Source organism: Ignatzschineria larvae DSM 13226, from assembly GCF_038500265.1.
Lineage (GTDB): Bacteria > Pseudomonadota > Gammaproteobacteria > Cardiobacteriales > Wohlfahrtiimonadaceae > Ignatzschineria > Ignatzschineria larvae.
Map to the genome: position 1 here is coordinate 468,276 of NZ_CP150637.1, position 25,776 is coordinate 494,051.

Genomic DNA, 25,776 nt, shown 5'->3' on the forward strand with positions numbered 1-25,776 from the left:
GATGGCAATGAGACTATTTCGTAAAGGGGCAGCCGTCTGTATGATGGCTGCTCTCCTTCTTTTCTCCCCTTCAACTTTTGCGAAAGAGTTAAAAGTAGGGGTCGTTGATATTAATGTTTTACTTGAGAAATATATTGAGGAGAAGGATATCTATTCACTCTTAAATGAGGAGTTTTTCGCCCGTGATCAATATCTTCTCAATAAACGGGATCAGATCGAAAGTTTACGGCGTGAGCTCATGAATAGTAGTGCTGAGCAAGCGAATACTCGAGAGTTAGAGCGAACGATTGTCAACTTAGAGCGGGAATTTGTGCGCCTTAGTAACGATACAAGACAAGAGTTTAATCTTCGTAAAAATGAAGAGCTCTATAAACTGCAAAGAGAGATTAACCAAGCGATTTTACAATATGCGAAAGATAATGATTATGATCTGATTTTAGAATCAGGTCTGCTCTTTGCCAAAGAGAGTCTCTACTTAACCGAACCTATTTTTCAAACATTAGTCAAAGAGCGACAGGAGTCCGCCAATGAAGCAGAGTAAGCAGATGAGATTACAGGAGATCTTTGATTATTTACGGGAGAAAGGTGAAGCGGTTACATTGCAAGGCGATGGTAATATCCTAATTGAGGGGCTCTCAACGATTCAACACGGCGGAGATCATACGCTCTCATTTTTTCATAATCCTCGTTACCGACAATATTTAGAAACGACAAAAGCAGCCGCAATTTTAGTGGATGCTCGTAATGCGGAGCATGTGACACAAGCAGCGATTGTGTGTGCGAATACCCATGTGGCTTGGGCTTATGTGACACAATTGTTTCAAGAGGATTACCGGAGTTTTTCAGGCATTCATCCAACCGCCATTATTGCCGAGAGTGCTGTGATCGAATCTGATGTAACTATTGGTGCTTATAGCGTGATAGGTGAACATGTCGTCATTGGCAAAGGGAGTTATATTGATGCGCACTGCACCATTGAACGTAATGTCAGAATGGGGGAAGAATGTTATCTCTTTTCCAATGTGACGGTACGTTATGCCTGTCAGTTAGGGAATCGTGTTGTACTGCATCCCAATGCAGTGATTGGTGCAGAAGGCTTCGGTTTTGCACGGGGTAAATCGGGTTATATTAAGGTGGCGCAATTAGGTCGCGTGATTCTAGCAGACGATGTGGATATTGGCGCTGGAAGCTGTATTGACCGAGGTGCTATCGAAGATACGATTGTTGGACGGGGTACTAAAATTGATAATCATGTTCAATTAGGGCACAACTGTATTGTGGGTGAAAATACTGTGATAGCAGGTTATACCGGTATTGCTGGTTCTACCGATATTGGCAATAATGTGGTCATTGGTGGCGGAGTTGGCATGAATGGTCACATGAAAATTGAAGACAATGTTGTTGTGACGGGCGGTACACAAGTAAGCCAGCCCTTGAAAGCAGGAAAGGTCTATTCATCAATTCCACCTGTATTAGAGAATAAGGAATGGCGCTATAATAGTGCAAGAATTAAACGATTAGGCGATCTTTTTGATCGGGTAAAACACCTTGAAACAGCGTTTAAGGAGTTAAAAGAAGAAGGTTCGAAGGAAGAGGGTTCAAAAGAAGATTAATCAGTGGTTGAATAGGTTGCATATGCCCCATCAACAGCAATCTGTTTTGTAGTGAAAATTGCAAAGAAGGCAATAGCTATAAATGTAATAATAAGAATGTGAAAAAAGAGTGAAAGACTCGCTACAATTTTACACCATAGTTTTAATTAGGCTATTCAATAAACAATAAAGAAGAAATAAAGAGAATAATAATTATGAGCGATAATAAAGTCATTGATATCAACGAAATTATGCAGTACCTACCTCATAGGTATCCTTTTTTAATGATTGATCGTGTGCTTGATTACACGGCAAATGAAATGTTACACGCTCGTAAAAATGTGACATTCAATGAGCCTTATTTCCAAGGCCATTTCCCTGTTAAGCCCATTATGCCTGGTGTGATGATTTTAGAAGCGCTTGCGCAAGCAACAGGAATCTTAAGCTTTAAATCTGTAGAAGATTATGATTCAACAGATCAATCGATCTACTATTTTGTGGGGATTGATAAAGCGCGTTTTCGTCGCCCTGTAGAGCCAGGTGATACACTTGATCTTAAAGTACAGTTTTTGCGTGCTAAGCGTGGCATTTGGGCTTTTGAAGGCAAAGCATATGTTGATGGGCAACTTGTCTGCCAAGCGGAATTGATGTGTACCCGTCGCGAGGCATTTGAATAATGACAAATTCTCTCATTCATCCAACTGCGGTGATCGATCCTACGGCAGAGCTTGATCCTAGCGTAAAAGTTGGGCCTTTCTGTGTGATAGGGCCAGAAGTTAAAATAGGTCGTGGAACAGTACTCACTTCTCATGTGGTGATTCAAGGGCCGACAACCATTGGTGAAGATAATACTTTTTACCAGTTTTGTTCTATTGGCGAAGTGCCGCAAGATAAGAAATTTAAAGAAGGCGATCGTGTTTTTCTTGAGATTGGTGATCGAAATACGATTCGCGAATATGTCAGCGTAAGTCGCGGTACGATTCAAGATCAGGGTATTACCAAAATTGGGGATGACAACTGGATTATGGCTACTTGCCATATTGCCCATGATTGTATTGTCGGTAATCGAACGATTTTTGCCAATGGGGCTTCACTTGCAGGTCATGCTGTGATCGAAGATGATGTGATTTTGGGTGGTTACTCTATGATCTATCAGCGTTGTCGTGTGGGTGAGGGGGCAATTACAGGCTTCTCATCAGGTATTCATCGTAATGTTCCCCCATTTATTACAGCTGCGGGTTATCGCGCGGTTCCTTCAGGGATTAATGCTGAAGGCCTTCGTCGCCGGAATTTCTCGGCAGAGGCGATCAGAGCTACCAAGGAGGCGTATCGTTTTCTTTATCGCAAAGATCTTACCTTACAAAATGCGATCACTGAGATTAAGGGATTAGTGCCTGAAGCACCGCATTTAGCGAAAATGGTGAAATTCTTAGAAGAGACAGAAGATCGCGGGATTATTCGCTAGAGATTGTCAGTAAAGCGGTGATTGCAACAAAACAGGGATCTTGAAAAAGATCAGAAAATCAAAAAGATCGTGCTGTGAAGCGATGTCAAAAGAAAATAGGAAGAGAAAATAGATGATAGATAGCGTTTTGGATAGAGAGTCCGGCGCTTTATCAAAGGGCTATTTTCTCTTTTCTATTATGAGATGACTGTGATTGATATTATTCTGATCATCGTAATAGGATGTATAGTAAATTGGGTTTAAGAAAAATGTTTTTTATGTAGTGAGTATGGAGCTTTAAAAGAACATTAAACCGTATTAAATAACACTTGCAAGATGCCGGATAGAACAGTTTTCTCGCCTCGATCAGTTGATGCGCCGGCATTTAAATGAGCTTATTTTGAACCGATCTTATTAGAGTTTCATTGTAAAACATTTCGATATTCATTAGATAAAGGTATAGCGATGCAACAAGTAGTAGATGATCAAGTGACACAGCGTGCGCCTGTCTTTATGTTGGTGGCAGGTGAGCTATCTGGCGATCTACTCGGTGGCGGTTTGATCCGAGCATTGAAGCAGGCTTACCCTAAGGCTTCTTTCTTTGGCATTGGTGGCCCTGAGATGATGAAAGAAGGGCTTGAATCTTTAGAGCCGCTAGAAACCTTGTCGATTATGGGATTAGTGGAAGTGTTAAAAGAGCTTCCGAAACTGTTTCGCGTGAAAAAGCGACTAGTTGAAGCCGCAAAATCGCAAAAACCTTGCTGTTTCATCGGTATTGATGCCCCTGATTTTAATCTACGTTTGGCGAAGGATTTAAAATCATTAGATATCACCACATTTCAATACGTTTCTCCCTCTGTTTGGGTCTGGCGTGAAGGCCGAGTAAAGGGAATCCGTAAAGTGATTGATCGAGTGCTCTGTCTTTTTCCTTTTGAGGTGGATTTTTATCGAAAACACCAAGTGGATGCAGTTTGCGTTGGTCATCGATTAGGGGATGAGATTCCTTTAGCTGTTGATTCTACTCAAGCGCAGCAAGCTTTAGGATTGATGCCGGAAAATTCCGATCTGAAAACACGTTATGTGGCTGTTTTACCAGGAAGTCGTCGAGGTGAGATTAGCCGGTTATTGCCGGTCTTTTTACAAGCAATAGAGTCGATGAGCCAACGAGATTCTTCTCTTCGATTTCTGATTCCGGCAGCAACACCTGCGATCTATGAGATGATTATGGCAATGGTTCACTCTATGCCGGCACCACTACAAAAGCGCATTTGTGTATTTCATGGGGAATCGCGCAATGTCATGGCCGCCTCTGAAACTGTGCTCTTAGCGTCAGGCACAGCGGCACTTGAGGCGATGCTATTGAAGAAAACAATGGTAGTCTGTTATCGTTTCAATGCCTTTACCGCTTGGCTTGCGCCGAAGATTGTGAAGATTAGTCATTTCTCATTGCCCAATATTTTAGCGGGAAGTTCCCTTGTGACTGAGCTCTTTCAACAAGCGGTCACGCCGGAGAATATCGCCAATGAGATGGTGAAAGCGCTTGCGGATAATGATGAAAACCGGGTGACCATTGCCAAATTTACTGAGCTTCATTATGCATTGCGCCGGAATGCTGATAATGCGGCGGCAGATGCGGTGATCTCTCTACTCAAGCAGAGAAAGATTTTGCCGAGTCCTGAATAGGTTGATCAAATAGTATAGTAATATCGGTTTAAAATAAGTTTATTCAAATGCCGGCGCATCAGTTGTAAAAAGTGAGAAAGCCGTTCTATCCGGCATCTTGCAAGTGTTGTTGCGTACGGTTTTATCTTCTTTTAAAACCCCACAATAGCTGTTGAAAAACCATTTTTCTTAAACCAAATTTTTAAACCAAATTCTTAAACCCAATTTACCATAATATCACTGCCGTGAATCCCATTTAATTCAATATAAGAAGAGAGTATATGCAACAGGAAGATTTAGCCCTTTTTACGATGGAATCGACTAAAGATAGTGGTGAGCCATTATGGATTGCCGGTGTTGATGAAGCGGGGCGTGGACCTTTATGTGGTGAGGTATTTGCTGCCGCTGTGATTTTAGATCCGGAGGTTGAGATCAGTGGTCTGGCTGACTCAAAAAAACTGACAGAAAAACGTAGAACTGCTTTAGCACTTGAAATTAAATCGAAGGCTAAAGCATGGGCGATTGCCTCAAGTTCTGTTGAGGAGATCGATTCACTCAATATTTTGCAAGCGACTTTACTGGCTATGCGCCGAGCCGTTGAAGGATTAGCGATTGAGCCTGATCTTCTTCGGGTCGATGGTAATCAAGATCCTAAAAGTATTATTCCGGCAACTTGTATTATCAAAGGGGATGCACTCTTTGCAGAGATTAGCGCAGCGTCTATTTTAGCAAAAGATGCGAGGGATCAATCGATGTATGAAGCAGATCAAGATTATCCTCAATATGGTTTTGCTAAGCACAAAGGTTATGGCACAAAAGCGCATTTAGAAGCGCTGAATGAGTATGGGGCAACACCGCTACATCGCACCTCTTTTGCGCCGGTGAGAAAAGCGCTAGAGAAGTTTTCACAAGCGTAATGGCAATAAATTAATAGAAAATATTATTGGGATTTTGTTACTCTGAAGACAATTAGGGGAAAACATAGTAGAATATGGCAAATTATTGAGGGAAAGGTGAACAATGAAAAATTCTAAATGGCTTGATTTTGTAGTCGGTATCTTTGTTCTAAGTGGTATTGTGGCATTTACTTGGCTTGCGTTTAATGCAAGCAATGCAACTTCTGGTTTGGGGGGCGGTAAGCCTATTCAAGTAACGGCTTCTTTTACCAACATCGGTTCGCTTAAAGTGAAAGCGCCGGTTATGATTGCTGGCGTGCGCGTAGGGCAAGTGGCAGGTATTAACTTAGATCACAACAACTATGAGGCTGTGGTATCACTCTCATTAGATAGTAGTGTTCCTATTCCTCAAGATACCATTGCCGCAATTAATACCTCGGGGTTAGTGGGAGAGCAATATATAGCCCTAGATCCCGGTGGTTCAGAGAAAGAGTTACAAAATGGCGACAAAATCCGCATGACGCAAGATGCATTTGTGATGGAGCGCCTTATTGGTCAATTGATGGCATCATTTGGAAGCGGTGGAAAGGGTGATACCGCAGACGTAGAAGAAAAGGGCAAAGATGCGCCTTTTAAACCTGCATCTCTGCTTGATTAATTGATTAGGTGATTGAGGTTATGTATTGTGATAGCTTCAATCCTATAATGAAGTTGACGAGATGACGGCAATATCTCATTCATTAGACCGGACTTTAGGGATTGTGCTCAATAAGCGGCCCTTTAAAGAGTCCGGTTTTTTAGTGGAGCTATTTACCCGGGATTATGGCCGGATTCCGCTTTTAGCACGTGGACGATCAAACCCGAAAAAACCGCTCAATTTTCTGGAACTATTTACCACGAGTGATTGGCATTTAAAAGCAGGGCAGAGCTTTCATTTCATTGAGTCAGTGGATCTTGTAACACAACGGCTATTAAGTGGTAAAGCGATCTGGACTGCATATTATCTCAATGAATTACTCTTAAAATTATTGCCACAACATCAAGAAGCACCGGCACTCTTTGAATATTATCAATTAGCTTTAGAAGCTCTATTAGAATCAGAGCAATCGGATTTAGATATTACCCCATTTTTACGACAATTTGAGTTTCAGTTATTGCGAGAATTAGGTGTTCTACCCAATTTAACTGAAGATTATGAAGGGCGGAAAGTGATCGCCGAGCGCCGTTATTATCTCTCTTTTGAAGAGGGGCTATTGCCGATCTCATTACCGGGAACCTTTCCAATTGTCGGTGAATTGATTCTCAAAATATTGGCGCAAGCGCCTTTGAGTAGAGGGGAGAGTGTCGAGTATCGTAATATGATGCGCTATCTTTTTGAACCATTATTGGAAGGAAAGCCACTACAATCCCGTATTTGGATGCAAAAACTCTACGGCAAAGGCCGGTAGAACTGCGTGATTCTAAATAGAAGTTAATTCAGTGCGGGATAGAAAGAGCGAGTCACCAGATCTATCGTGCGCCCGCAAGTGAGCAATCTCTCAACAGCTCAAACGATTATTGATCGGCGCTAATGATGTCGATCAGCAAGGCATTGAAGATGCCAAACTTGCCGGCGCGGGATTGTTAGAAGAACACGATCATTCACCCCGGCGATGCGGTAAGTTGTCTTATTCTTATCTCATTTTTCTCAATATAATCTAATTCAGTGCGGGATAGAAATAGCGAGTCACCAGATCAATCTTATACCCGCAGTTGAGTAATTCTTTAATCGCTCGGCATTGATAGTTACCGATGAATAAAAATAGCGCCTCTCACTTTATTCGTTAGTGAGAGGCTCTGTGTCGATGAGATATCAGCAAATGTGAAATCCGGATTACTCTTCCATAAATTGATCGGCGAAGTCTCGGGTTGAGAGATTCATAAAGCGAGAGAATTTGCCTTGGAAGCTGAGTTTAACAGTACCAATAGGACCATTACGTTGTTTTGCGATAATCACTTCGGCAACCCCTTTTTCAGGGGATTCATCATTATAGACTTCGTCTCGGTAGATAAAGCAGATAAGGTCAGCATCCTGCTCGATTGCCCCTGAGTCGCGAAGGTCACTCATTACCGGTCGCTTGTTCTGACGTTGCTCTAAGCTTCGGTTTAGCTGCGAGAGAACAATAACCGGTACATTGAGTTCCCTTGCCATTAATTTAAGGGAGCGGGAGATCTCGGAAACCTCCGCAACCCGCTGATCGGACATGCCGGGAACACTCATTAATTGTAGGTAATCCACCATGATAAGTCCTAGCTGACCATGATCACGTTGTAATCTCCTTGCTCTTGAACGTACTTCCGAGGGGCTTAATCCACTCGTATCATCAATAAATATCTTAGTGCGCGCAAGGGTTTGTGTGGCATCACTCAATTTTTTGGCTTCAAGGTCATTGAGTTCGCCGGTGCGAATTTTCCCCTGTTCAATGCCCCCAATGGAGGCGAACATCCGCATCACTAATTGTTCGGCTGGCATCTCTAAGCTGAAAATAGCAACGGGTTTATTGGTATACATTGCTACGCGTTCTACCATATTCATCGCAAGGGTTGTTTTTCCCATAGATGGTCGACCAGCAACGATGATCATATCACCACTTTGTAATCCGGAAGTCATCTGATCGAATTGATCCCAGCCCGTTGGGGCGCCGGTAACGCCACCTTTGGATTGCGCGAGTTCATCAATACGAGCGATAGTACTTTTTAAAACTTCTCGGATATCGATTAATCCGGCATTTTGTTTGGTGCCCTGTTCTGCAATCGCAAAGACGGCTTGTTCTGCAAATTGAATCAGCTCATTGCTTGTGCGACCTTGTGGGTTAAAGCCTGAATCAGCAATTTCCGTTCCGACACCGATTAACTGGCGGATAACAGAGCGGTCATAGACAATATTGGCATAAGCCTTAATATTGCTAACTGAGGGCATATCTTGAGCCAGGGTTGCAAGATAGGGAATGCCACCTATCTCCTCGAGCAACTCACGCTGTTTAAGATCATCGCTGACGGTTAGAATGTCGACAGACTGATTTTCATGATAGAGCGACTGAATCGTTTCAAAGATAATGCGGTGGTTTTTACTATAAAAATCACCAGGTCCCAAAATGCCATCGATGCGATCCCACGCATCTCGATCGATCAATAATCCTCCTAGGACAGCCTGCTCTGCTTCGATAGAGTGGGGCGGGGTTTTTATTTGGGAAAGATCGGAATCATATGATTGTCTATTTTGCATAGGTCCTACTGATAGAGATAAATACTATAAAAAACCAGATATCAGCTACATGTTGAGCTGTAAAAGTGGCCTATTTTATCATAGATAGGGAGCCTACATGCTAAAATATACTTGACTTAAAAGGATTGATCTAAAAAGCATAATATTCTAATATTGCGGTTAAATAAATATTATCAATATTGTGTCAATAATAGAAATTGACATATATTTTAGTGATTTACAAATATTGGGTTGCAATTTTATATAACGGCTATTAGACTATTTCAATTCAAACAGGTTTAGTTGTACAGTCTGTAATTTACGGACATCAAGAGGTCAGGTGACATGGATAATAAATTAATCATCACAGATACAGAAACATATATAGAAAAGCATAATGAGATTATTTGTGATAATCGTCGTAATCTTCTCAAGTTAGCATCAGGTGTTTTAGCAGGGTCAGCAGTATTTGGCGTTTTTGGTTTAAATCCAGCACTTGCAAAACAGGCGCTTTCAAATGAGCGCGAGTTGGTGATTTATACACCGGCATTAGGCGAAACAACGCGCACTGTATATTGGGTTCCAGGTGAAGGTTATATTCGCGAATCACTCGATGAGATCTCTTGGGCGCTTCGTGATAGAAGAACTAAAACTGCAAAATTATATGACCCGCATGTATTAGATCAACTTTATGCATTGACCTTACAATTAGGTTACGGCAAACCTGTTCACGGTTTAAGTGGTTACCGTTCAAACAAAACCAATGAAATGCTCCGTCACACAATGCGTGGAGTTGCGAAGAGCAGTTTCCATACTAAGGCAAAAGCGATCGATATTCGTATGCCTGGTATCTCTACACGGAATTTAAGAAATGCAGCGCTTTCGCTTAAAGCAGGCGGTGTCGGCTACTATAGTCGTTCGGCATTTGTTCATATCGATAGCGGACAAGTGAGAACTTGGGGTAGCTAAATCAAGTTTAGAATCTATAAAGGCCATTCTTCGGAATGGCTTTTTTTGTGGGAATGAATTTTAGGAATAGGATGAAAGTTTAAGAGGGATGGACTAAATATGGCTAAAGAGATCAAACAGCCGACACAAGAGTTGGAAACCCCATTAGGTCGAAATAACGTGAAGATCACAAAACGGGAACGCATTTTAGATAGCTTTTTTAAAGTCGATGCTGTGACTGTGGAGCATGATTGTTTTAATGGTGGGCGTTTTCATAATGTCCGCCGAGAAGTGATTCAACGTGCAGATACGGTCAGTGTCTTGCTCTATGATTCCCAGCATGATCTTATTCTCTTTGTATCGTCAGATACGAGTGCCTTTACTAGATCGAGCTGATCGACAAAGCCCTTGGACGGTAGAGATCATTGCTGGTACTATCGATTGGCAAGCAACGCCAGAGCAAGTAGCGAGAGCGGAAGCGAAAGAGGAAGCGGGGGTTGAGCTTGAATCGTTGATTCCGATCTATAGTTACTTCCCCTCAACCGGTAGCGATGCCGGTAAAATGCATCTCTATCTTGGGTTATGTGATCTCTCGAATGCCGGCGGTTATTATGGGCTTGAGGAGGAAGGGGAAGATATTGAAGCTTTTGTGGTTTCAAGAGCGCGAGCCTTTGAAATGCTAGATGAAGGGGTCTTAGATAATGGCTTTACCATGATTGCGATGCTCTGGTTGCAATTGCATTATCAAGATTATTTGCAATCATCATAATTCAATCTGATCAGTCTCTCATCATAAAAAAATCATAAACAGAATCACAATAATATTAGATGAGGCTTTATCGAAAATTGAGCTATACTGAAGTTCATTTAGAATAATAAGGAGGAATCGATGTTATTACATATCCATCCAGAGACACCTCAAGCAAGATTGATTGAGCAAGCGGTTGATATTTTGCAAAATGAAGGGATATTGGTCTATCCCACTGATTCAAGTTACGCTATTGGTTGTATGATTGGGAATCAAAAAGGAATGGATCGAATTTTGAAAATTCGCCAAGAGAGTAGTAAATCACACTATTTCTCCTTAATGTGTCAAGATCTCTCTTCATTATCGCATTATGCATTAGTGGATAATCCGCAATATCGTCTATTAAAAGCGATATTGCCGGGGCCTTATACCTTGATTTTGAAAGGGACAAGAGAAGTTCCGAAAAAACTTTTAATGCCTAAAAGAAATACAGTAGGACTTCGTGTACCAAATCATGTTATAATCCAAGCTGTTTTAGCGGCGCTCAAGGCTCCTATCCTCTCAACGACGCTAAAAGTGCCTGGTTATGAAGCATATGAGCTCAATAATGCTTCAATGATCGATGAGATTATCGGCCAACATGTCGATGGGATTATTGATGGAGGCGCTTGTAGCATGGAGCCGACAACCGTAGTAGATTTGAGCAATGGTGCTCCAGAAGTATTACGTCAAGGGCAAGGTTCTACGACTTTATTTGAATAAAAGTGGTACCAATATCTAATTATTGGTGTATAATGCTTTGCTTAGAATAAATCTGGGTAAGATGGTTATTACATTAGAAGGTTTTACAAATGAATATTATTAAACAATTAGAGCAAGAAGCAATGCAAGGCAAAGAGCTTCCTGCTTTCAACCCTGGCGATACTATCATCGTAAATGTTCGGGTTAAAGAGGGTGATCGCGAGCGTATTCAGGCATTTGAAGGCGTTGTAATCGCAATTAAGAGCCGTGGATTAGGCTCTTCATTCATCGTTAGACGTATTTCTCATGGTGTAGGCATGGAACGTACTTTCCAAACTTACAGCCCATTGATCGCAAGCATCAGCGTTAAACGTCGTGGTAGCGTTCGTCGTTCGAAACTCTACTATCTTCGCGAGCTTTCAGGTCGTGCAGCAAGAATCAAAGAGAAATTACCAGCGCGCAAAACTGCAGCGACTGCATAATTTACTCAATTATTCTTTCGAGAAGAGCCTTGGTGATTTATCATCAAGGTTTTTTTCTGTCTTAATTTTTTACTTATTTATTTAGAATTCATAAGAGTATTCATCGCATCGCCGGGGAGAATGATCCCGTTCTTTTTGCAATCGAGCTCCGGCAGTTGTAGCGCTTTTAGCGCTGAGAATACAGATGATGTATCTTGAAAAAATCGGGTTCTTTCAGCAATCGTGTACTGTCAGGTTTTGCATTTCTTGATACCGGTGGATACCCATTTGAGCAGTTGAGAGATTGCTAACCTGCGGGCGCTCGATTTGTCTGGTGGCTCGGTTGTCCTATCCCGCACTGAGTTAACCTGAATTTGTAATATAAAATGTAATCAATGAGTTGCTGGTATTTTGCGGAAAAATCCCCATATATCTAGAAATATTGGTATGATTTGATAAAACTTTCTAAAGGAGTTTTAGAATGATTCCCTTCTTGCAAAATTAAAGGAGTGCTATGTTTAAACGAATTTTATTATGGGCGGGTATGAATATTGCCGTCATCGCTGTCATTACGATTATCCTTAAAATTACGGGGTTAGATACAGCTATCTCGGGCGGTCGAGGTTATGGGCCTATGTTACTAGCTTGTGCTGTTGTCGGTTTTGCCGGTTCTATGATCTCGCTCTTGATGTCAAAGAGTTTAGTGAAGCGGACAATGGGGGTTCATATTATCGAATCCCCTCAAAGCGAATTTGAAGCTTGGTATGTGAATACTGTGAAGCGTCAAGCGGAGATGCTTGGCATTAATACTCCAGAAATCGGTATTTTTGACTCTCCTGAGCCGAATGCTTTCGCAACGGGTGCTAGTAAAAATAATTCACTTGTGGCGATTAGTACTGGCTTGATGAGTGTTATGAATAAAGATGAGATCGAAGCAGTCGTTGGACATGAGATGGCACACGTGGCAAATGGTGATATGGTGACTATGGCGCTATTGCAAGGCGTTCTCAATACCTTTGTCGTATTCTTCTCGCGAATTATTGCCGAAGTCGTCGCTTCTCGCGGTAATTCAGAGGGCAATGCAACGAGTTCAGGTGTCTACTTTATTACCACCTTAGTATTACAGGTGGTCTTTGGCTTCTTAGCGCAAATTATCGCAAGTTGGTTCAGTCGTCATCGGGAATTTAGAGCGGATGCCGGCGGTGCAAAACTCACATCTAATCAGCAAATGGCCAATGCCTTAGATGCACTACGTCGTCGCCCTGAGATGAATCAAGATCTACCAGGAGAGTTTGCGGCGTTTGGTTTTACGGGGTCAATTCGTAACCTCTTTAGTACGCATCCACCATTAGAGAAGCGTATTGAAGCGCTATTAGCAGCAGATCAGCGTGGTTAGTTAGGGCTTTTCATCATCTCTGAGTATGACGATGATGGAAGTGATCAAGGTTTATTAAAGCTTATCCAAACCAATCAAAGCCTCAAGGAAATAGATTTCTTGAGGCTTTTTCTATGGGAACGAGAAAATTATGAAAATGAGAAAATATAGTAAATTTGATTTAAGAAAAATGGCTTTTAAGTAGCTATTATGGGGTTTTAAAAGAAGATAAAACTGTGCTGAACAACACTTGCAAGATGCCGGATAGAAGAGCTTCCTTGCCTTGATCAGCTGATGCGCCGGCATTTGAATAAGCTTCTTTTAAACCGATATTACTATGATCGATGGGAGTTTAAATCGTGCTGAATCTTAAATAAAACTTGTTAAGAGGCTTGCTGCACGTTGGAGAATAGGGAGATTATTAGCAATCACTTCATCGGCTTGTTGTTGGAGTGAGTGAATATTGATATTGAGTGCGGCAACTATATGGCCGCTTTTATCAAATACGGGTACGGCAATAGAGTAAAGGCCAATTTCAAGTTCTTGATTAATCAGTGCATAACCTTGTGTTTTCACTTCATCAAGTTTTTTAAGAAGTGCTTCAATCTCATAGATCGTATGTTCGGTATAAGGGCGAAGCTGTGATCTATTAAGGATCTCAAGTTGCTTCTCGACAGGCTCTGCGGCAAGGAGTACCCGTCCCATAGAAGAGCAATAAGCAGGAAGGTGGCTACCAATCGTCAAGGTATCTGCGATAATACGACCATTATTCACAGAAGCGCGGGCGATATAGATAATCTCATTGTGTACTAAAATCGCCATTGATGCTGGTGCATTCGCTTCTCGAGCCATGTTTTCTAAGATCGGTTGAGCGATATTGGGTAGGCTCTGTGATGCTAAGTAGCTATGAGCAAGGGTGAGAATTTTAGAGGAGAGCTCATAATAGCGATCTTCCTGTATCACATAGCCGAGCTGTAGTAACGTGTAGAGTCCTCGGCGGACGGTTGCGCGCGGGAAGTTTGTGACTTTTGCAATATCAGAGATCGTCATCGGACGTTGACTGATAGAGAGAATTTGAAAGATCATCATGCCCCTTGCAAATGCAGTGATAAAATCGGAATCCTCTGCGTGTTGTTTAAGAATGGGATTCATTTCATCAATAATGGCTTGGTACATAGAATCTCTCTATTGCTGGTCAATCTAATAGGGTTCTGTTTGTAGAGATCTATATATAATGAGGCTACAAACATCTGTTAGTGCGCTCTATAATAAGGGATTTTTGTAATAATCGCTATTGTTCTACGGTAATCATTGGAAAGAAACCGATCGTCACTCGATCTTGATCACCATAATCTTTCACCGTTCGAATCTCGGTATAGCCACGTTCTTGCATTCTCAGTTGCAATGCTTTTCGCTGATCATATCCATGCTCAAGAAGCAGGTATCCGCCTTTGCGGAAGTAGTTTGGTGCGGTATCAATGAGATGATAGAGATCTGCTAATCCTCGCTCATGTGCGATAAGTGCCCGCTTAGGTTCAAACTTGACGCCGTCCCCATCAAGATGTTGATCGAGCGGATCAATATAGGGGGGGTTAGAGACGATCATATCAAAGTGATGCTGCGGTAATGCGGAAAACCAATCGCTCTGAAACCAGTTAATCTCTAACTGATTTCGCTCACCATTTATTTTTGCGATCTTGAGCGTTGTTTCATAATAATCCACTGCTGTGACAGCAATATCTGGCCGGCATTTTTTGAGCGCTAAGGCAATAGCGCCACTACCGGTCCCTAAATCGAGTAAGCGATAATCAGTTTGTGTTGCTTGCGGCATCAGTGAGAGCGCTTGATCGACAATAATCTCGGTATCATCTCTTGGAATTAATGTCTCTTGATTCACTTGAAAAGATAAGCCATAAAATTCTCGTTCACCGGTAATATAGGCAAAAGGCTCACCATTAGCCCGCTGTTCAAGCATATTGAGATATTGTTGATAGGTTTCTAGCGTGATCTCTTTTTCTGGGAAGGCAATGAGGTAGCTTCGATTCACTTTCAGTGAGAAAGCGAGAAGAAGGGCGGTTTCAAATGGAGGATTGGGGAGATGTTGAAGTTTCTCTGTTCCGAGAGTGAGTGCTTCTGCAATCGTAATCATCATAGTACGCTTTGATAAGAAAGGGGATGAGTTAGCCGATAAGCCGGGTTCTGTCGTGGATAATCATTCATCTAGGACTAGGATTGCTCCTAGTCTCAAGCGACCTACCCGAGTACAACGCGGATCACGTCTAATGTACTCCTATTTGGTCTTGCTCCAGGTGGGGTTTACCTCAGCTACGAAGAGTCACCTCTCGTACGGTGCGCTCTTACCGCACCTTCTCACCCTTGCCGAGATCTAACGATCTTTAGGCGGTTTAATTTCTTCAGCACTTTCCATGAGCTCACGCCCTCTAGACGTTATCTAGCACCTTGATCCGAGGAGCCCGGACTTTCCTCTAGCCTCTAATGAGACGAGCGATTATCTGGCTAACTCAAGTCGCACATTGTGCCTAATTTTGCGCCTTAACGCAATGTTTAAATCTTATTTGTGAATAAATGACTTTAAGGAGATTCTGTTATTGAAAAGTATTAGAGGAAGAAGTTGTTGAAAGCAATAAAACTGATTCATCGCCGGGGAGAATGATCTCGTTCTTCTAACAATCTCGTGCCGGCAGTTTGAGCAATTCCTGTTGCTGAAGATGTTAAATTCATCTTATGCCGACAGTTTGAGCAATTCTTATTGTTGAGGGTGTTAAATCTATCCTGTGTTGGTAGTTTAAACAATTGTGAGTGTTGAGGGATTATAAAATCGCTCACCTGCGGGCGCGCTCTTGATCTGGTTGCGGGATCGTTCTATCCCGCCTTGTGACTGCTTCTATTTATAATGACTAAGATAATGAATCGCATCGCCGGAGGGAATGATCCCCGTTCTTCTAACAATCTCGCGCCGGCAGTTTGAGCAATTCCTATTGCTGAGGATGTTAAATTCATTCTATGTCGGTAGTTTAAACAATTGTGAGTGTTGAGAGATTAGAAAATCGCTCACTTGCGGGCGCTCTCTTGATCTGTGGCGTGATCATTCTATCCCGCCTTGTGTCAGCTCTTATTTGAATCGGAAAGTAATAGAGGTTGCATTGATTTAAAAAGTTTATATCTCTGTATCTTCTTGACCAATCAGCCTATGATTATAAGGTAGAATGAAATAGAGAATATAAGATAAGAATAGGGAAGGGAGAGATAATAATGAGTACAGAAATACTCTCAGAGAAGGAGAATCGGTCGAAGCGATTGCTGCCGGTGATTTTGGCGATAGCGATTTTTATGCAGATGCTCGATACCACAATTCTTAATACAGCATTGCCGAGTATTGCATTGAGTCTAAATGAGCCAGAATTAAAGATTCAGTCGATTCTCATCAGTTATACTTTAGTATTAGCCATCTGCGCACCGATTAGTGGAGTTGTTGCCGATAAGATTGGAACACGATACACCTTTTTACTCGCAGTGATCTTTTTTACGCTAGGATCATTATTGGCTGCGCTTTCGATGAGCTTAACGCAATTAACGCTCTCTCGGATTTTGCAAGGAGTTGGTGGCGCGATGTTGACGCCAGTTGCGCGTCTTGCTTTGATGAAAGCTTATGATCGTAAAGATTATCTGCGCGTGATTAATTATGCAATTACGCCGGCATTGATCGGACCGATTCTAGGGCCTCTATTAGGAGGCTATCTGGTGCAATATGCGAGTTGGCATTGGATCTTCTTGATTAATCTACCGATTGGGTTGATTGTCTTGATTCTAGCGGCATTCTTTATGCCTGATTTCAGAGGCGCACCATTTCATTTTGATCTTCGAGGATACATTATCTTCGCATTGGCGATATTCCTCATTACCTTTGGGCTTGAATACTCTATTCGAGGAGAGATTAAGTGGTTAGCCATACCGATGATTCTCGGTGGCTTCTTCTTTCTTGTTTGGTATTGGTTCTATGCAAAACATAAAGATAAACCGCTCTTCTCATTAACGCTACTAGATGTGCGGACATTCCGAATTGGCTTAAATGGAAACCTTGTCGCGCGTTTGGGGATTAGCGCAATGCCATTTCTATTGCCGCTCTTTTTCCAAGTGGCTTTAGGATATTCGCCAAGTGATGCGGGTTGGCTTTTAGTGCCGATTGCGGTGGGTGGATTGACGGTGAAACCGCTTGTGACGAAGATTCTATACGTCTTAGGTTATCGCCGGATTCTCATTTGGAATACGGTATTGATTAGTCTTTTTATCATTACCATTGGGATTTTCGGGCGTGATATGCCGATGTGGGCGCTTGTGATTCAGCTCTATATTTTAGGGCTCTGTAACTCAACGCAATTTACGGCAATGAATACCTTAACGGTGGGGGATTTAGGGAAAGAACAGATGAGCAGTGGTAATAGTTTAATGGTGGTGAACCAGCAACTAGCGCTCACTTTGGGGGTTGCCTTTGCAGCGCTGTTCCTGAACTTCTATATTGCGCAGCATTGGTTTCCGACTGAAAATACCGAAAAAGCTTTCCAACTGACCTTTATTACAATGGGGGTTTTGACTTTGATTGCGACTTATATCTTTGCCAAATTGAAAAAAGAGGATGGTGATTTTCTTGCAGGCCGTAGTGTGAAGTAGTGGGTATTACTGATCAATAGCCGGCGTAATTCGATGCCGGCTACTGCATAGCTTGTCTGTTTTCTGATGATTGATCTGCTGCTGATCAATTAATCAATCAATCTATCGTTATCGCTTGATTGCACGTTGTCCGTCAGGGAAGATCATCTCGCCACGATCGACTTTGTGATTTTTGAAAGTGCCGATAAATGTGGAGCCATCGCTTAAGGTGAGTCGTCCGCGTCCATCAAAGACACCATTACGGTGTTCCCCTTCATAGATTTCACCGCTACTCATTGTGCTTTTGCCAAATCCATTGGGTTGTCCATTTTTAATGGCACCTTGATAGATAGAGCCATCGGGCGTAATAATTTTGCCGAAGCCATTCGCTTGACCTTCGATAATCTCACCGATATAGATCGATTCATTCGGTAATTTGAGATATTGACCAGGTGAAAGGGCTTTAATCTCTTGTAGCGCTTCAATGTAAGGCGCATTCGCTGCCGGTTGTGTGGGGAGATGCGTGGCGCAAGCGGAGAGTGCAAAGGCGAAAGCTGTTAGAAGTAGAAGACGTTTCATAAGACCTCATTGAGTGGGTAAGAAGACAATAATCAAGAAAAATCATCAAGAAAAAATCATCAAGAAAAAATCATCACGAAGGGAACAATAATATTGTCAGATCTTATCTGAATGCGGGAATGAGGGCAAATCCTCGTGCGTTTTTAGAGGGAATAGAAAAGGAGGAGGGAGATAATAGAATGAGGCAATAGGTGCTGAAATGGCGGATATTGAGAATGCACATAGAGAGCGCATAGACAAACATCGTATCTAAGACTAATGCTAAGACTTAAATATTGTAGAGAAAGTTTATTGAGATGAGGCTTTATAGGGGGGTATAGAGAGGAGATTTTCTATAGAGAGAATTTTAAGATGGTCGGGGCAGAGGGATTCGAACCCCCGACCCTCTGGTCCCAAACCAGATGCGCTACCAGACTGCGCTATGCCCCGCACTTAAAATGTGACTCAAATTGTGTGATGAATAGTTGCTATTCTTACAATAAGAGTGAAGAGAGTAAATTGGGGTGAACGACGGGACTTGAACCCGCGACAACCGGAATCACAATCCGGGGCTCTACCAACTGAGCTACGCCCACCATAATGATTTACTGTCTTTGGTTTCTTCTTAGAATTGTGCGCCCGATTACAATGTAATGCTTAATGGCGCGCTCGGCAGGACTCGAACCTGCTACCCTCGGCTTAGAAGGCCGATGCTCTATCCAGATGAGCTACGAGCGCTTTAAAGCACTTTAGGGCCGCATAGGAATTGTAAAATTGGTCGGGGCAGAGGGATTCGAACCCCCGACCCTCTGGTCCCAAACCAGATGCGCTACCAGACTGCGCTATGCCCCGAAAATTTTATTCTTGCTTTCCAAGAAGAACTGTATGATAGGGCATTAAAGCTAAACCGTCAAATTTTTGTTTAATCTTTAAGCGTATTTTCTCGGTATTCTCGAATATAACTTTGAATCGCTTGTAATTGTGCTTTTTCAATTGCTTCAGGAATGGCTTTTTTATCAATATCTTTGATGACAGACTGCACATCAATATGTGCAACTGCTTCTCGAATCGCTAATAGATATTCACGTTGCGGATAAGGGCGATCTGTAAAATGAAGTCGGCCTCTTGCATCGGCTTTACAAGCATCGACAAAGCGGCGTAAATTATCAGGCTTACGAATGGCATCGAGATTTTTAAGCAACTTCAGCAGCGTTTTCGGGCGAAGCTCAAAAGCTTGGTGCATCAAAAGATGATGTTCCGTCACTTTTAAAGCAATATCTCGATAATGATTGGGAACTTTTAAGCGCCGGCAAAATTCTTCCACAAGCGGAACGCCACGAATTTCGTGCATTTTATGGCTTGGCCATTCTGATTGCGGGGTAATCGCCTTCCCAAAATCGTGGCAGAGTACCGCAAAACGAGTTGGCAGATCCTCGGTCATCTTGGCAATAATTTCAAGGGCCATCATCGTATGAATCCCTGAATCAATCTCAGGATGATATTTAGCGGTTTGTGGCACGCCGAAAAGCGCATCGACTTCCGGGAAGAGGATTTTTAAGGCACCCACTTCTTGCAAGGCATAGAAGAATTGTTGCGGTTCAGCCTCGCTCAAGGCTTTATTGAGCTCTTGAAAGACGCGCTCAGGCGTGAGTGCTTCTAATTCACCATTTGCGATCATGGTTTCTACAAGGGCCTTAGTCTCTTCGGCAATGGTAAAACCATAAGGTGCATAGCGGGCATAAAATCGTGCTAACCGCAATACTCGCACCGGATCTTCAATAAAAGCATCGCTTACATGGCGTAAAATACGTTGCTCAAGATCGGCAACTCCACCATAAGGATCAAACAGCGTGCCATTCTCATCTTCCGCAATCGCATTAATCGTTAAATCCCGCCGGCGAAGATCTTCCTCAAGGGTAATCGAGGGATCAGCAGAGATCTCAAACCCGCGATAACCTTTTGCTACTTTACGCTCTGCACGGGCAAGGGCATACTCCTCTTTAGTCTCAGGATGGAGGAAAACGGGGAAATCTTTACCCACTAAAATAAAGCCTTTCGCTTCCATCTCTGCCGGTGTCGTGCCGACGACTACCCAATCTCGTTCATGATAGGGGTGTCCAAGCAGTTTATCGCGGACAGCACCGCCGACGAGATAGGTTTGTTTCATCTGTTGTATGTGATGGGCCATAATATGTTGTATAAGTTTTTTAATAAATTTTTAGTCAGTATTTTAATAAGCCCTTATTGTACCTCATTTTGTATAGAGTATTGTACGATGCATTGAATATCCTTTTATGATGCGAGATTGATTAAAGTTGAGAATCTTTTTATGATGAGTTATTGAAAGTGAGCCAATATAGGCTGTGATGCTGAGATAATCGATTAAATTATGATCGATTAAAACTTATTGACCTTCGATTAAAGGATTTTTTATGACGCAATCATCTTCACGTTTAGATCAAATTATCGCGGAAACCCATCAAAACCGACGCATTCGCGAGCAAGGTTACCGAGAGCAAGCGCTTAAAATGTATCCTTGGATTTGCGGCCGCTGTCAGCGAGAATTTGATCATCGTAATGTTCGTGAACTTACAGTCCATCATCGGGATCATAATCATGATAATAATCCTGCAGATGGCAGTAATTGGGAACTACTTTGTCTCTATTGTCATGACAATGAACACCAACGGTTAGAAGAAGCACGCACGAATGCAACAGCGAATACCGATGGGAAAACAGCAGTTGCAACACATAATCCTTTTGCTGATTTAGCGAAGATGTTGAAGAAATAGCAGTATGGTTTCTACTATTAAAGAGGGCGGGAAGAAGAGGTTATTATTTAGTTAGATTATATTGTAAATATTAATGTACTATAGAGGTGTAAATGTCAATTTACTTGTCTTAATATTTTATTTTGTAACTAATAATTGAGTTTTAAATCATGCAACCCTTTAAAAAAATACTTTTAAGCTTTACTTCAAATCCTTTAGAAGCACATTATGAACCTATAAGTATTTCGGCTGCGTTATACAATTATATCAAACAGATGTCAGAAAAACGTTTTGAAAATGCGAAAGCGTATAATGATTTTCTTGTTTTCTGTTGTGATATTGGTCGCTTAGACATAGTATTTTATTTCACGCGCTATGTTGATCATATGAGTCCCTTATTTCAAGAGTATATGATTGAGACCCCCAATATTAAGCGTATTTATAACTTTACAGATGATGAACATCTTGGTGAACTACAAACCCTATCATTGCATGATTTAACAGATGGTATTATATGCCGTTTAAAACAGACCTTATTAGATTTAATAGGTGATCAAAAAGAAGATAGTTTTTATGGCAATATGATTGTGAGTTTCTATATAGCATTGCTATTAGAATCATCGAAAATGATCTTTGATCGAAATCAAGTGATTGATATTATTGCTTATTTTAAAAATTCGCATAAGACAGAGCAAATTAGGCGTAATACCTGTTATCTATTATTATTTGATTATGTTTTGAAATTTAATTTTTATGGTTTTTTTAGATTACCTGATTGTAATTTTAATCATTTGACTTATTTACAGCACGCTATTGTAGATACACCATATATCGGTGGGGAGTTACGAGATATATTATTTGAAATTTTTAAAAATAGAATCAAACAATACAATACATTATCTCGTTACTCTAAGAAACTTAAGTTTGCGATATGTATCTCAGGGAGTTATCGTAACCACCAGGACTGTTTAGAGAGTATTAAAGAGAATTTAATAGATCCATTAGATGCAGATGTCTACATTCATACTTGGGATCAGATGTCCTATTGGACCGGATATGGTGGAGCCCCTAGTGTATGGAGAACATTTGGTCGTGATGCACAACAAGTATTACCAGAAAAATATCAAATTAATCTAGAACGATTAACACCTTTTCTACCTCAAGTAAATACTATTTTACGGGCTCCTTTAACGAAATCCTTTGATTCTGCACTTTTTGAAGCGATTTTTAGGCCCAAAAAAATGATTGTAGAGAGCGAGAAAGCCTTTACTGATTCTCTTATTAATCCTGATGGATTTTCCCGGCATCGTGGGACATTGAATCAAATTAAGATGTTTTGGGGAATTAAGCAATCATTTGATCTTGCTTTAGCCAATGGGAAATATGATGTTGTTATTCGTATTCGACCAGATATAAAAATGGTGGAAAGAATTACCCCTGATTTTTTTGCAGGTATTAAAAACAATGTTTTTTATAGTCGAGTTTGGCCAACTACAGGAATTGCTGATGCTATATTTTATGGAACAGATAGCGTCATGTATGCCTTTAGCCGCTTAGTAGATGAGATGATGGAGTTTCAAGAGCTCAGTCCTTATAAAGATTATCCTAAATATGATTGTCATGCATTACTTGCGGCCTGGGTATATGAGTCAAATTTCCAGTTAAATAATCAATATATTCCTGGTTTTATTGAGGTCAATCCTAAGATTCCGCTACCTGGATTGCGAGAAGCAATTGAATCAGATATTGAGAATTTAACAGATGAGCAACGTGAAGAATTAATGCCAATTATTGAATATATTAAGAATAATTATTGTGAGCATCTTTGATACTCTTTATTTTTTATTTAATTAATCTCTATTTAATGAAATTTAATTAATGAAATTTAATTAATGATTTTGATTATTAATGTTGTTTTTAAATGTTAATATGATAGGTAAAATAAAATTTTAGTACAACCAATATAGGAAGAAAAATGAGTTTTAAATATTATGAAGATCGCCAGAACTGGCCTGCTATGGCTCCTGGTTATGCTAACGTTTCCCATTATACATTCCATGATTTGAATCGAAATGGCGTTTATGACCTAGGGGATCGGCCTTTGATTCAAATAGCTGTACGAATGACCCGAGAAGACGGTTCTTGGGTAGTCCGTCGCTCAAATTTGAATGGTTTTGTGAATTTTAATAATGCGATTGTCGATCCTAATTCTGAAGTGGCGAAGAAAGTCGAAGTGCGTGCGCCGGGTGTTTATACCTTTGAAGTGATTGTCCCGGAAGGTTGGTTTGTTACGACTAAAAATGCACTTCAAAAAATCACTTATGTGGAAAAGCCTAATACTCGCCCTGGAATTGTGTGTGATAAGGTACCAGAGCCGATCGGGCTTGCGCAGATTTTAACGATCTCTGGGAGTGTATTTTTACGAGAAGAGAATGGCTTTGTGCGCCAGGCAACAGGTAAAGATCTCTCTATTACAGCGATCTCACCGATGAGTGAAAAGATAAAAGTTAAGGTGAATGACCGCGGGCAATACTCTTTTGAAGGATCTCCTGGTACTTGGAAAGTCGAATATCGTTCGGAAACAGAAGTATATGAACGAATATTTGAACTTAAGAGTGCGCCTATTAAAGTGAGTAAAGTGATTTTAGGACTTAATGGTGCAACGATTCCACATAAAGAGCAGATTGTAACTGTAGATTTTGAAAATATCACAGATCGTAATGTGCAGAAGATGCCAAATGGTGTGGGTTCGCTCAAATGGCGTAATCTGAATGTGATTCATTATGCCTTTGAGGGGGAAGGATATAGTAACGGGACGGTCTCCGGTGAATATGTTGCTTACAATACTTCAGGTTATCCTGTCTTTATCGAAAAGGATGAGGGCTTTGATTTTTACGGTGCTTACTTTACAGCTGCTTGGCTCAATAATGCACAAGGGGAGACTTTAAAAGTAGAAGCTTGGCGCGGTGGTGAACTGATCGCGGAAGACTCCTTCAAGCTCTCGGCTTTAGGCCCTTTCTGGCTTGATGCAGATTATCGTAATATCACCCGCTTAGTCTTAAGCACTGAACACTATTGGCAATTTGTCGTCGATGATATGAAGTTTGGTGTATAAATATTATCGCTATCAACGAATCAACAGATAAGTGGATACGATAAAAAAGAGAATAAACCAAAAGCCACAGTTCATCATGATCTGTGGCTTTTAGCTATTTTGATGCTGATCTCGATTTATTAGAGGATAAAGCGACTTAAATCTTCATCTTCCACTAAATCATCAAGCTCGTTTTTCACGTACTCTTCAGTGACGATGAATTTTTCACCTTCCCGATCTGATGCGTTGAAAGAGATCTCTTCTAATAAGCGCTCTAAAATAGTATGTAGTCGGCGAGCACCGATATTTTCGGTTTTCTCATTCACATCAAATGCCATTTGCGCAATCTTACGAAGCGCGTCTTCTTCAAACTCAAGCTCAACGCCTTCCGTTGAGAGTAGGGCACGATATTGCTTGATTAGTGCTGAAGAGGGCTCAGTCAAAATACGGAAGAAATCATCGGCATTGAGGGATTTAAGCTCAACACGAATAGGTAGACGACCTTGTAATTCTGGAATCAGATCAGATGGTTTTGCTAAGTGGAAAGCCCCTGATGTAATAAAGAGAATATGATCAGTCTTGATTGCGCCATATTTCGTGGAAACGGTACAACCTTCAATCAGTGGGAGGAGATCCCGCTGAACCCCTTCACGAGAGACATCCGCCCCTGAAGTCTCTCCTTTACGGCAGACTTTATCGATCTCATCAATAAAGACAATCCCTTGATTTTCAGCCACTTCAATCGCTTTCTGTTTCGCCTCTTCATCATTAATCAAGCGCGCCGCTTCTTCATTTTGCACCACTTTAAGCGCATCTTTGATCTTCATCTTTTTCGATTTCTTCTTCTCCATACCTGACTGTTGGAAGAGTGATTGCAGTTGATCTGCCATCTCTTCCATACCGGGAGGCGTCATAATATTCACACCCCCCATGCCGGTGCTTGAGATTTCGATATCGATCTCTTTATCATCCATTTCGCCACGAATAATTTTTTCGCGGAATTTTTGACGAGTACTGCTCTCGGCCTTAGGTGCATTTGGCTCATCGGCAAAGCCAATGCCTTTTGGCGGTGGTAAAATTGCATCTAAAACACGCTCAATCGCCGCTTCTTCCGCTTTGGGGTAGGCTTCTTTGATCATCTGTTCACGTACTTTCTTGACAGACGCTTCCACTAGATCACGAATGATAGAGTCCACTTCACGGCCCACATAACCCACTTCTGTGAATTTAGTCGCTTCAACCTTAATAAAAGGGGCATTTGCAAGGGTCGCAAGGCGGCGCGCGATCTCGGTTTTACCCACACCGGTAGGCCCAATCATGAGGATATTTTTCGGAGTGATCTCTTTACGGATCTCTTCGTTGACTTGCTGTCTTCTCCAACGATTACGTAGCGCAATCGCAACAGAGCGTTTCGCCTCATCTTGGCCAATAATATAACGATCGAGTTCTTGTACGATCTCTCTAGGGGTCATTGAGCTCATAAAATAGATTCCTTCTATGTATTTGTTCTTTTATCTTTCTATATGCGTATATAGAGAGATATGTATGTTTATATAGATCTTTTCTAGCATCGC

24 protein-coding genes, 4 tRNA genes and 1 other RNA gene are annotated in these 25,776 nt (G+C 41.5%); 18 read left to right on the plus strand and 11 right to left on the minus strand.

Translation table 11 applies throughout. The annotated features are described in order from the left end of the window. Position 1 precedes the first annotated feature (1 nt). The 8 genes from WMO13_RS02065 to recO all read left to right on the plus strand — a co-directional run bounded on the left by WMO13_RS02065 (position 2) and on the right by recO (position 7,042). The gene (locus WMO13_RS02065; RefSeq protein WP_051396353.1) at positions 2-541 is read left to right on the plus strand and encodes an OmpH family outer membrane protein; all 540 of its coding nucleotides are present in this window, start codon (positions 2-4) and stop codon (positions 539-541) included. Continuing rightward, the gene (gene lpxD / locus WMO13_RS02070; protein WP_245601186.1) at positions 528-1,613 is read left to right on the plus strand and encodes a UDP-3-O-(3-hydroxymyristoyl)glucosamine N-acyltransferase; all 1,086 of its coding nucleotides are present in this window, start codon (positions 528-530) and stop codon (positions 1,611-1,613) included. The genes WMO13_RS02065 and lpxD overlap by 14 nt, the downstream gene beginning before the upstream one ends. A 194-nt stretch (positions 1,614-1,807) precedes the next feature. After that, on the plus strand, positions 1,808-2,269 hold the full coding sequence (gene fabZ / locus WMO13_RS02075) for a 3-hydroxyacyl-ACP dehydratase FabZ (RefSeq protein WP_026879675.1): 462 nt from the start codon (positions 1,808-1,810) through the stop codon (positions 2,267-2,269). Further along, positions 2,269-3,057 (plus strand): acyl-ACP--UDP-N-acetylglucosamine O-acyltransferase, encoded by a 789-nt coding sequence (lpxA, locus tag WMO13_RS02080; RefSeq protein ID WP_026879676.1) that lies wholly within the window; start codon positions 2,269-2,271, stop codon positions 3,055-3,057. Before fabZ ends, lpxA begins: the two co-directional genes overlap by 1 nt. 444 nt (positions 3,058-3,501) lie before the next feature. After that, complete coding sequence (gene lpxB, locus WMO13_RS02085) at positions 3,502-4,719, plus strand: lipid-A-disaccharide synthase (protein ID WP_084331554.1); 1,218 nt, start codon at positions 3,502-3,504, stop codon at positions 4,717-4,719. A gap of 290 nt (positions 4,720-5,009) precedes the next feature. Next, complete coding sequence (rnhB, locus tag WMO13_RS02090; protein ID WP_034856308.1) at positions 5,010-5,615, plus strand: ribonuclease HII; 606 nt, start codon at positions 5,010-5,012, stop codon at positions 5,613-5,615. Positions 5,616-5,718: 103 nt separating this feature from the next. Beyond that, positions 5,719-6,252, plus strand: coding sequence for an outer membrane lipid asymmetry maintenance protein MlaD (mlaD, locus tag WMO13_RS02095; RefSeq protein WP_084331556.1), 534 nt, complete (start codon positions 5,719-5,721; stop codon positions 6,250-6,252). A gap of 61 nt (positions 6,253-6,313) precedes the next feature. After that, positions 6,314-7,042: a DNA repair protein RecO gene (gene recO / locus WMO13_RS02100; protein ID WP_026879679.1), complete on the plus strand. Its 729-nt coding sequence runs from the start codon at positions 6,314-6,316 to the stop codon at positions 7,040-7,042. A 425-nt stretch (positions 7,043-7,467) separates the two neighbouring features. Here the strand turns inward: recO and dnaB are convergent, their stop codons facing one another. After that, entirely contained in the window at positions 7,468-8,859 is a 1,392-nt protein-coding gene (gene dnaB, locus WMO13_RS02105) for a replicative DNA helicase (protein ID WP_026879680.1), read from the minus strand. Positions 8,860-9,183: 324 nt separating this feature from the next. Here dnaB and WMO13_RS02110 point away from each other — a divergent pair, with 324 nt between their 5' ends. From WMO13_RS02110 to htpX, 6 genes are all read left to right on the plus strand, one after another. After that, complete coding sequence (locus WMO13_RS02110; protein WP_051396354.1) at positions 9,184-9,807, plus strand: YcbK family protein; 624 nt, start codon at positions 9,184-9,186, stop codon at positions 9,805-9,807. Between the two features lie 99 nt (positions 9,808-9,906). After that, a complete protein-coding gene (locus WMO13_RS02115; RefSeq protein WP_051396355.1) occupies positions 9,907-10,182 on the plus strand; it encodes a hypothetical protein in 276 nt (91 codons plus the stop codon). Beyond that, a complete protein-coding gene (locus tag WMO13_RS02120) occupies positions 10,160-10,555 on the plus strand; it encodes an NUDIX domain-containing protein (protein ID WP_051396356.1) in 396 nt (131 codons plus the stop codon). Before WMO13_RS02115 ends, WMO13_RS02120 begins: the two co-directional genes overlap by 23 nt. 120 nt (positions 10,556-10,675) lie before the next feature. Then, complete coding sequence (locus tag WMO13_RS02125; protein WP_026879682.1) at positions 10,676-11,296, plus strand: L-threonylcarbamoyladenylate synthase; 621 nt, start codon at positions 10,676-10,678, stop codon at positions 11,294-11,296. An 89-nt stretch (positions 11,297-11,385) separates the two neighbouring features. Then, positions 11,386-11,757, plus strand: a complete 372-nt coding sequence (gene rplS / locus WMO13_RS02130; RefSeq protein ID WP_026879683.1) for a 50S ribosomal protein L19 — start codon at positions 11,386-11,388, stop codon at positions 11,755-11,757. A gap of 493 nt (positions 11,758-12,250) precedes the next feature. Next, on the plus strand, positions 12,251-13,132 hold the full coding sequence (gene htpX / locus WMO13_RS02135; RefSeq protein ID WP_026879684.1) for a protease HtpX: 882 nt from the start codon (positions 12,251-12,253) through the stop codon (positions 13,130-13,132). 348 nt (positions 13,133-13,480) lie between these two features. On the opposite strand, the gene WMO13_RS02140 is transcribed toward htpX, so the two are convergent. The 3 genes from WMO13_RS02140 to rnpB all read right to left on the minus strand — a co-directional run bounded on the left by WMO13_RS02140 (position 13,481) and on the right by rnpB (position 15,636). Next, positions 13,481-14,287 (minus strand): IclR family transcriptional regulator domain-containing protein, encoded by an 807-nt coding sequence (locus tag WMO13_RS02140; protein ID WP_051396357.1) that lies wholly within the window; start codon positions 14,285-14,287, stop codon positions 13,481-13,483. Positions 14,288-14,402: 115 nt separating this feature from the next. Next, complete coding sequence (prmC, locus tag WMO13_RS02145) at positions 14,403-15,263, minus strand: peptide chain release factor N(5)-glutamine methyltransferase (protein WP_051396358.1); 861 nt, start codon at positions 15,261-15,263, stop codon at positions 14,403-14,405. 20 nt (positions 15,264-15,283) lie between these two features. Further along, an RNA gene (gene rnpB, locus WMO13_RS02150) (RNase P RNA component class A) lies at positions 15,284-15,636 on the minus strand. 748 nt (positions 15,637-16,384) lie between these two features. On the opposite strand from rnpB, the gene WMO13_RS02155 reads away from it, so the two are divergent. Further along, positions 16,385-17,800, plus strand: a complete 1,416-nt coding sequence (locus WMO13_RS02155) for an MFS transporter (RefSeq protein ID WP_034856281.1) — start codon at positions 16,385-16,387, stop codon at positions 17,798-17,800. Positions 17,801-17,908: 108 nt separating this feature from the next. Here WMO13_RS02155 and WMO13_RS02160 read toward each other — a convergent pair whose 3' ends face one another. The 6 genes from WMO13_RS02160 to WMO13_RS02185 form a co-directional block, all read right to left on the minus strand. After that, positions 17,909-18,358, minus strand: coding sequence for a hypothetical protein (locus WMO13_RS02160; protein WP_026879687.1), 450 nt, complete (start codon positions 18,356-18,358; stop codon positions 17,909-17,911). A 352-nt stretch (positions 18,359-18,710) separates the two neighbouring features. After that, a tRNA-Pro gene (locus WMO13_RS02165) sits at positions 18,711-18,787 on the minus strand. Positions 18,788-18,857: 70 nt separating this feature from the next. Further along, a tRNA-His gene (locus WMO13_RS02170) sits at positions 18,858-18,933 on the minus strand. 65 nt (positions 18,934-18,998) lie between these two features. Further along, a tRNA-Arg gene (locus tag WMO13_RS02175) sits at positions 18,999-19,075 on the minus strand. A 37-nt stretch (positions 19,076-19,112) separates the two neighbouring features. After that, positions 19,113-19,189: transfer RNA gene (locus WMO13_RS02180), tRNA-Pro, on the minus strand. 70 nt (positions 19,190-19,259) lie between these two features. Then, positions 19,260-20,504: a multifunctional CCA addition/repair protein gene (locus WMO13_RS02185; RefSeq protein WP_026879688.1), complete on the minus strand. Its 1,245-nt coding sequence runs from the start codon at positions 20,502-20,504 to the stop codon at positions 19,260-19,262. Between the two features lie 265 nt (positions 20,505-20,769). Between WMO13_RS02185 and WMO13_RS02190 the strand changes: the two genes are divergently transcribed. The 3 genes from WMO13_RS02190 to WMO13_RS02200 all read left to right on the plus strand — a co-directional run bounded on the left by WMO13_RS02190 (position 20,770) and on the right by WMO13_RS02200 (position 24,223). Continuing rightward, positions 20,770-21,129: a YajD family HNH nuclease gene (locus WMO13_RS02190; protein ID WP_026879689.1), complete on the plus strand. Its 360-nt coding sequence runs from the start codon at positions 20,770-20,772 to the stop codon at positions 21,127-21,129. Positions 21,130-21,278: 149 nt separating this feature from the next. Then, the gene (locus WMO13_RS02195) at positions 21,279-22,937 is read left to right on the plus strand and encodes a hypothetical protein (protein ID WP_026879690.1); all 1,659 of its coding nucleotides are present in this window, start codon (positions 21,279-21,281) and stop codon (positions 22,935-22,937) included. 146 nt (positions 22,938-23,083) lie between these two features. Then, positions 23,084-24,223 carry a hypothetical protein gene (locus WMO13_RS02200; protein ID WP_026879691.1) on the plus strand — a complete coding sequence of 380 codons (1,140 nt, stop codon included), beginning with the start codon at positions 23,084-23,086 and terminating at the stop codon, positions 24,221-24,223. Positions 24,224-24,342: 119 nt separating this feature from the next. Here the strand turns inward: WMO13_RS02200 and hslU are convergent, their stop codons facing one another. Then, the gene (gene hslU / locus WMO13_RS02205) at positions 24,343-25,683 is read right to left on the minus strand and encodes an ATP-dependent protease ATPase subunit HslU (RefSeq protein ID WP_342386881.1); all 1,341 of its coding nucleotides are present in this window, start codon (positions 25,681-25,683) and stop codon (positions 24,343-24,345) included. Positions 25,684-25,776 lie beyond the last annotated feature (93 nt).

Bases quoted from the DNA above. Each gene is read 5' to 3' on its own strand.
- rnhB (WP_034856308.1), top strand. From the start codon at position 5,010: ATGGAATCGACTAAAGATAGTGGTGAGCCATTATGGATTGCCGGTGTT.
- fabZ (WP_026879675.1), top strand. From the start codon at position 1,808: ATGAGCGATAATAAAGTCATTGATATCAACGAAATTATGCAGTACCTA.
- WMO13_RS02185 (WP_026879688.1), bottom strand. From the start codon at position 20,504: ATGAAACAAACCTATCTCGTCGGCGGTGCTGTCCGCGATAAACTGCTT.
- hslU (WP_342386881.1), bottom strand. From the start codon at position 25,683: ATGAGCTCAATGACCCCTAGAGAGATCGTACAAGAACTCGATCGTTAT.
- lpxD (WP_245601186.1), top strand. From the start codon at position 528: ATGAAGCAGAGTAAGCAGATGAGATTACAGGAGATCTTTGATTATTTA.
- lpxB (WP_084331554.1), top strand. From the start codon at position 3,502: ATGCAACAAGTAGTAGATGATCAAGTGACACAGCGTGCGCCTGTCTTT.
- WMO13_RS02160 (WP_026879687.1), bottom strand. From the start codon at position 18,358: ATGAAACGTCTTCTACTTCTAACAGCTTTCGCCTTTGCACTCTCCGCT.
- htpX (WP_026879684.1), top strand. From the start codon at position 12,251: ATGTTTAAACGAATTTTATTATGGGCGGGTATGAATATTGCCGTCATC.
- WMO13_RS02065 (WP_051396353.1), top strand. From the start codon at position 2: ATGGCAATGAGACTATTTCGTAAAGGGGCAGCCGTCTGTATGATGGCT.
- rplS (WP_026879683.1), top strand. From the start codon at position 11,386: ATGAATATTATTAAACAATTAGAGCAAGAAGCAATGCAAGGCAAAGAG.
- WMO13_RS02140 (WP_051396357.1), bottom strand. From the start codon at position 14,287: ATGTACCAAGCCATTATTGATGAAATGAATCCCATTCTTAAACAACAC.
- WMO13_RS02125 (WP_026879682.1), top strand. From the start codon at position 10,676: ATGTTATTACATATCCATCCAGAGACACCTCAAGCAAGATTGATTGAG.
- WMO13_RS02115 (WP_051396355.1), top strand. From the start codon at position 9,907: ATGGCTAAAGAGATCAAACAGCCGACACAAGAGTTGGAAACCCCATTA.
- WMO13_RS02155 (WP_034856281.1), top strand. From the start codon at position 16,385: ATGAGTACAGAAATACTCTCAGAGAAGGAGAATCGGTCGAAGCGATTG.
- lpxA (WP_026879676.1), top strand. From the start codon at position 2,269: ATGACAAATTCTCTCATTCATCCAACTGCGGTGATCGATCCTACGGCA.
- WMO13_RS02110 (WP_051396354.1), top strand. From the start codon at position 9,184: ATGGATAATAAATTAATCATCACAGATACAGAAACATATATAGAAAAG.
- WMO13_RS02195 (WP_026879690.1), top strand. From the start codon at position 21,279: ATGCAACCCTTTAAAAAAATACTTTTAAGCTTTACTTCAAATCCTTTA.
- WMO13_RS02200 (WP_026879691.1), top strand. From the start codon at position 23,084: ATGAGTTTTAAATATTATGAAGATCGCCAGAACTGGCCTGCTATGGCT.
- dnaB (WP_026879680.1), bottom strand. From the start codon at position 8,859: ATGCAAAATAGACAATCATATGATTCCGATCTTTCCCAAATAAAAACC.
- mlaD (WP_084331556.1), top strand. From the start codon at position 5,719: ATGAAAAATTCTAAATGGCTTGATTTTGTAGTCGGTATCTTTGTTCTA.
- prmC (WP_051396358.1), bottom strand. From the start codon at position 15,263: ATGATGATTACGATTGCAGAAGCACTCACTCTCGGAACAGAGAAACTT.
- WMO13_RS02190 (WP_026879689.1), top strand. From the start codon at position 20,770: ATGACGCAATCATCTTCACGTTTAGATCAAATTATCGCGGAAACCCAT.
- recO (WP_026879679.1), top strand. From the start codon at position 6,314: ATGACGGCAATATCTCATTCATTAGACCGGACTTTAGGGATTGTGCTC.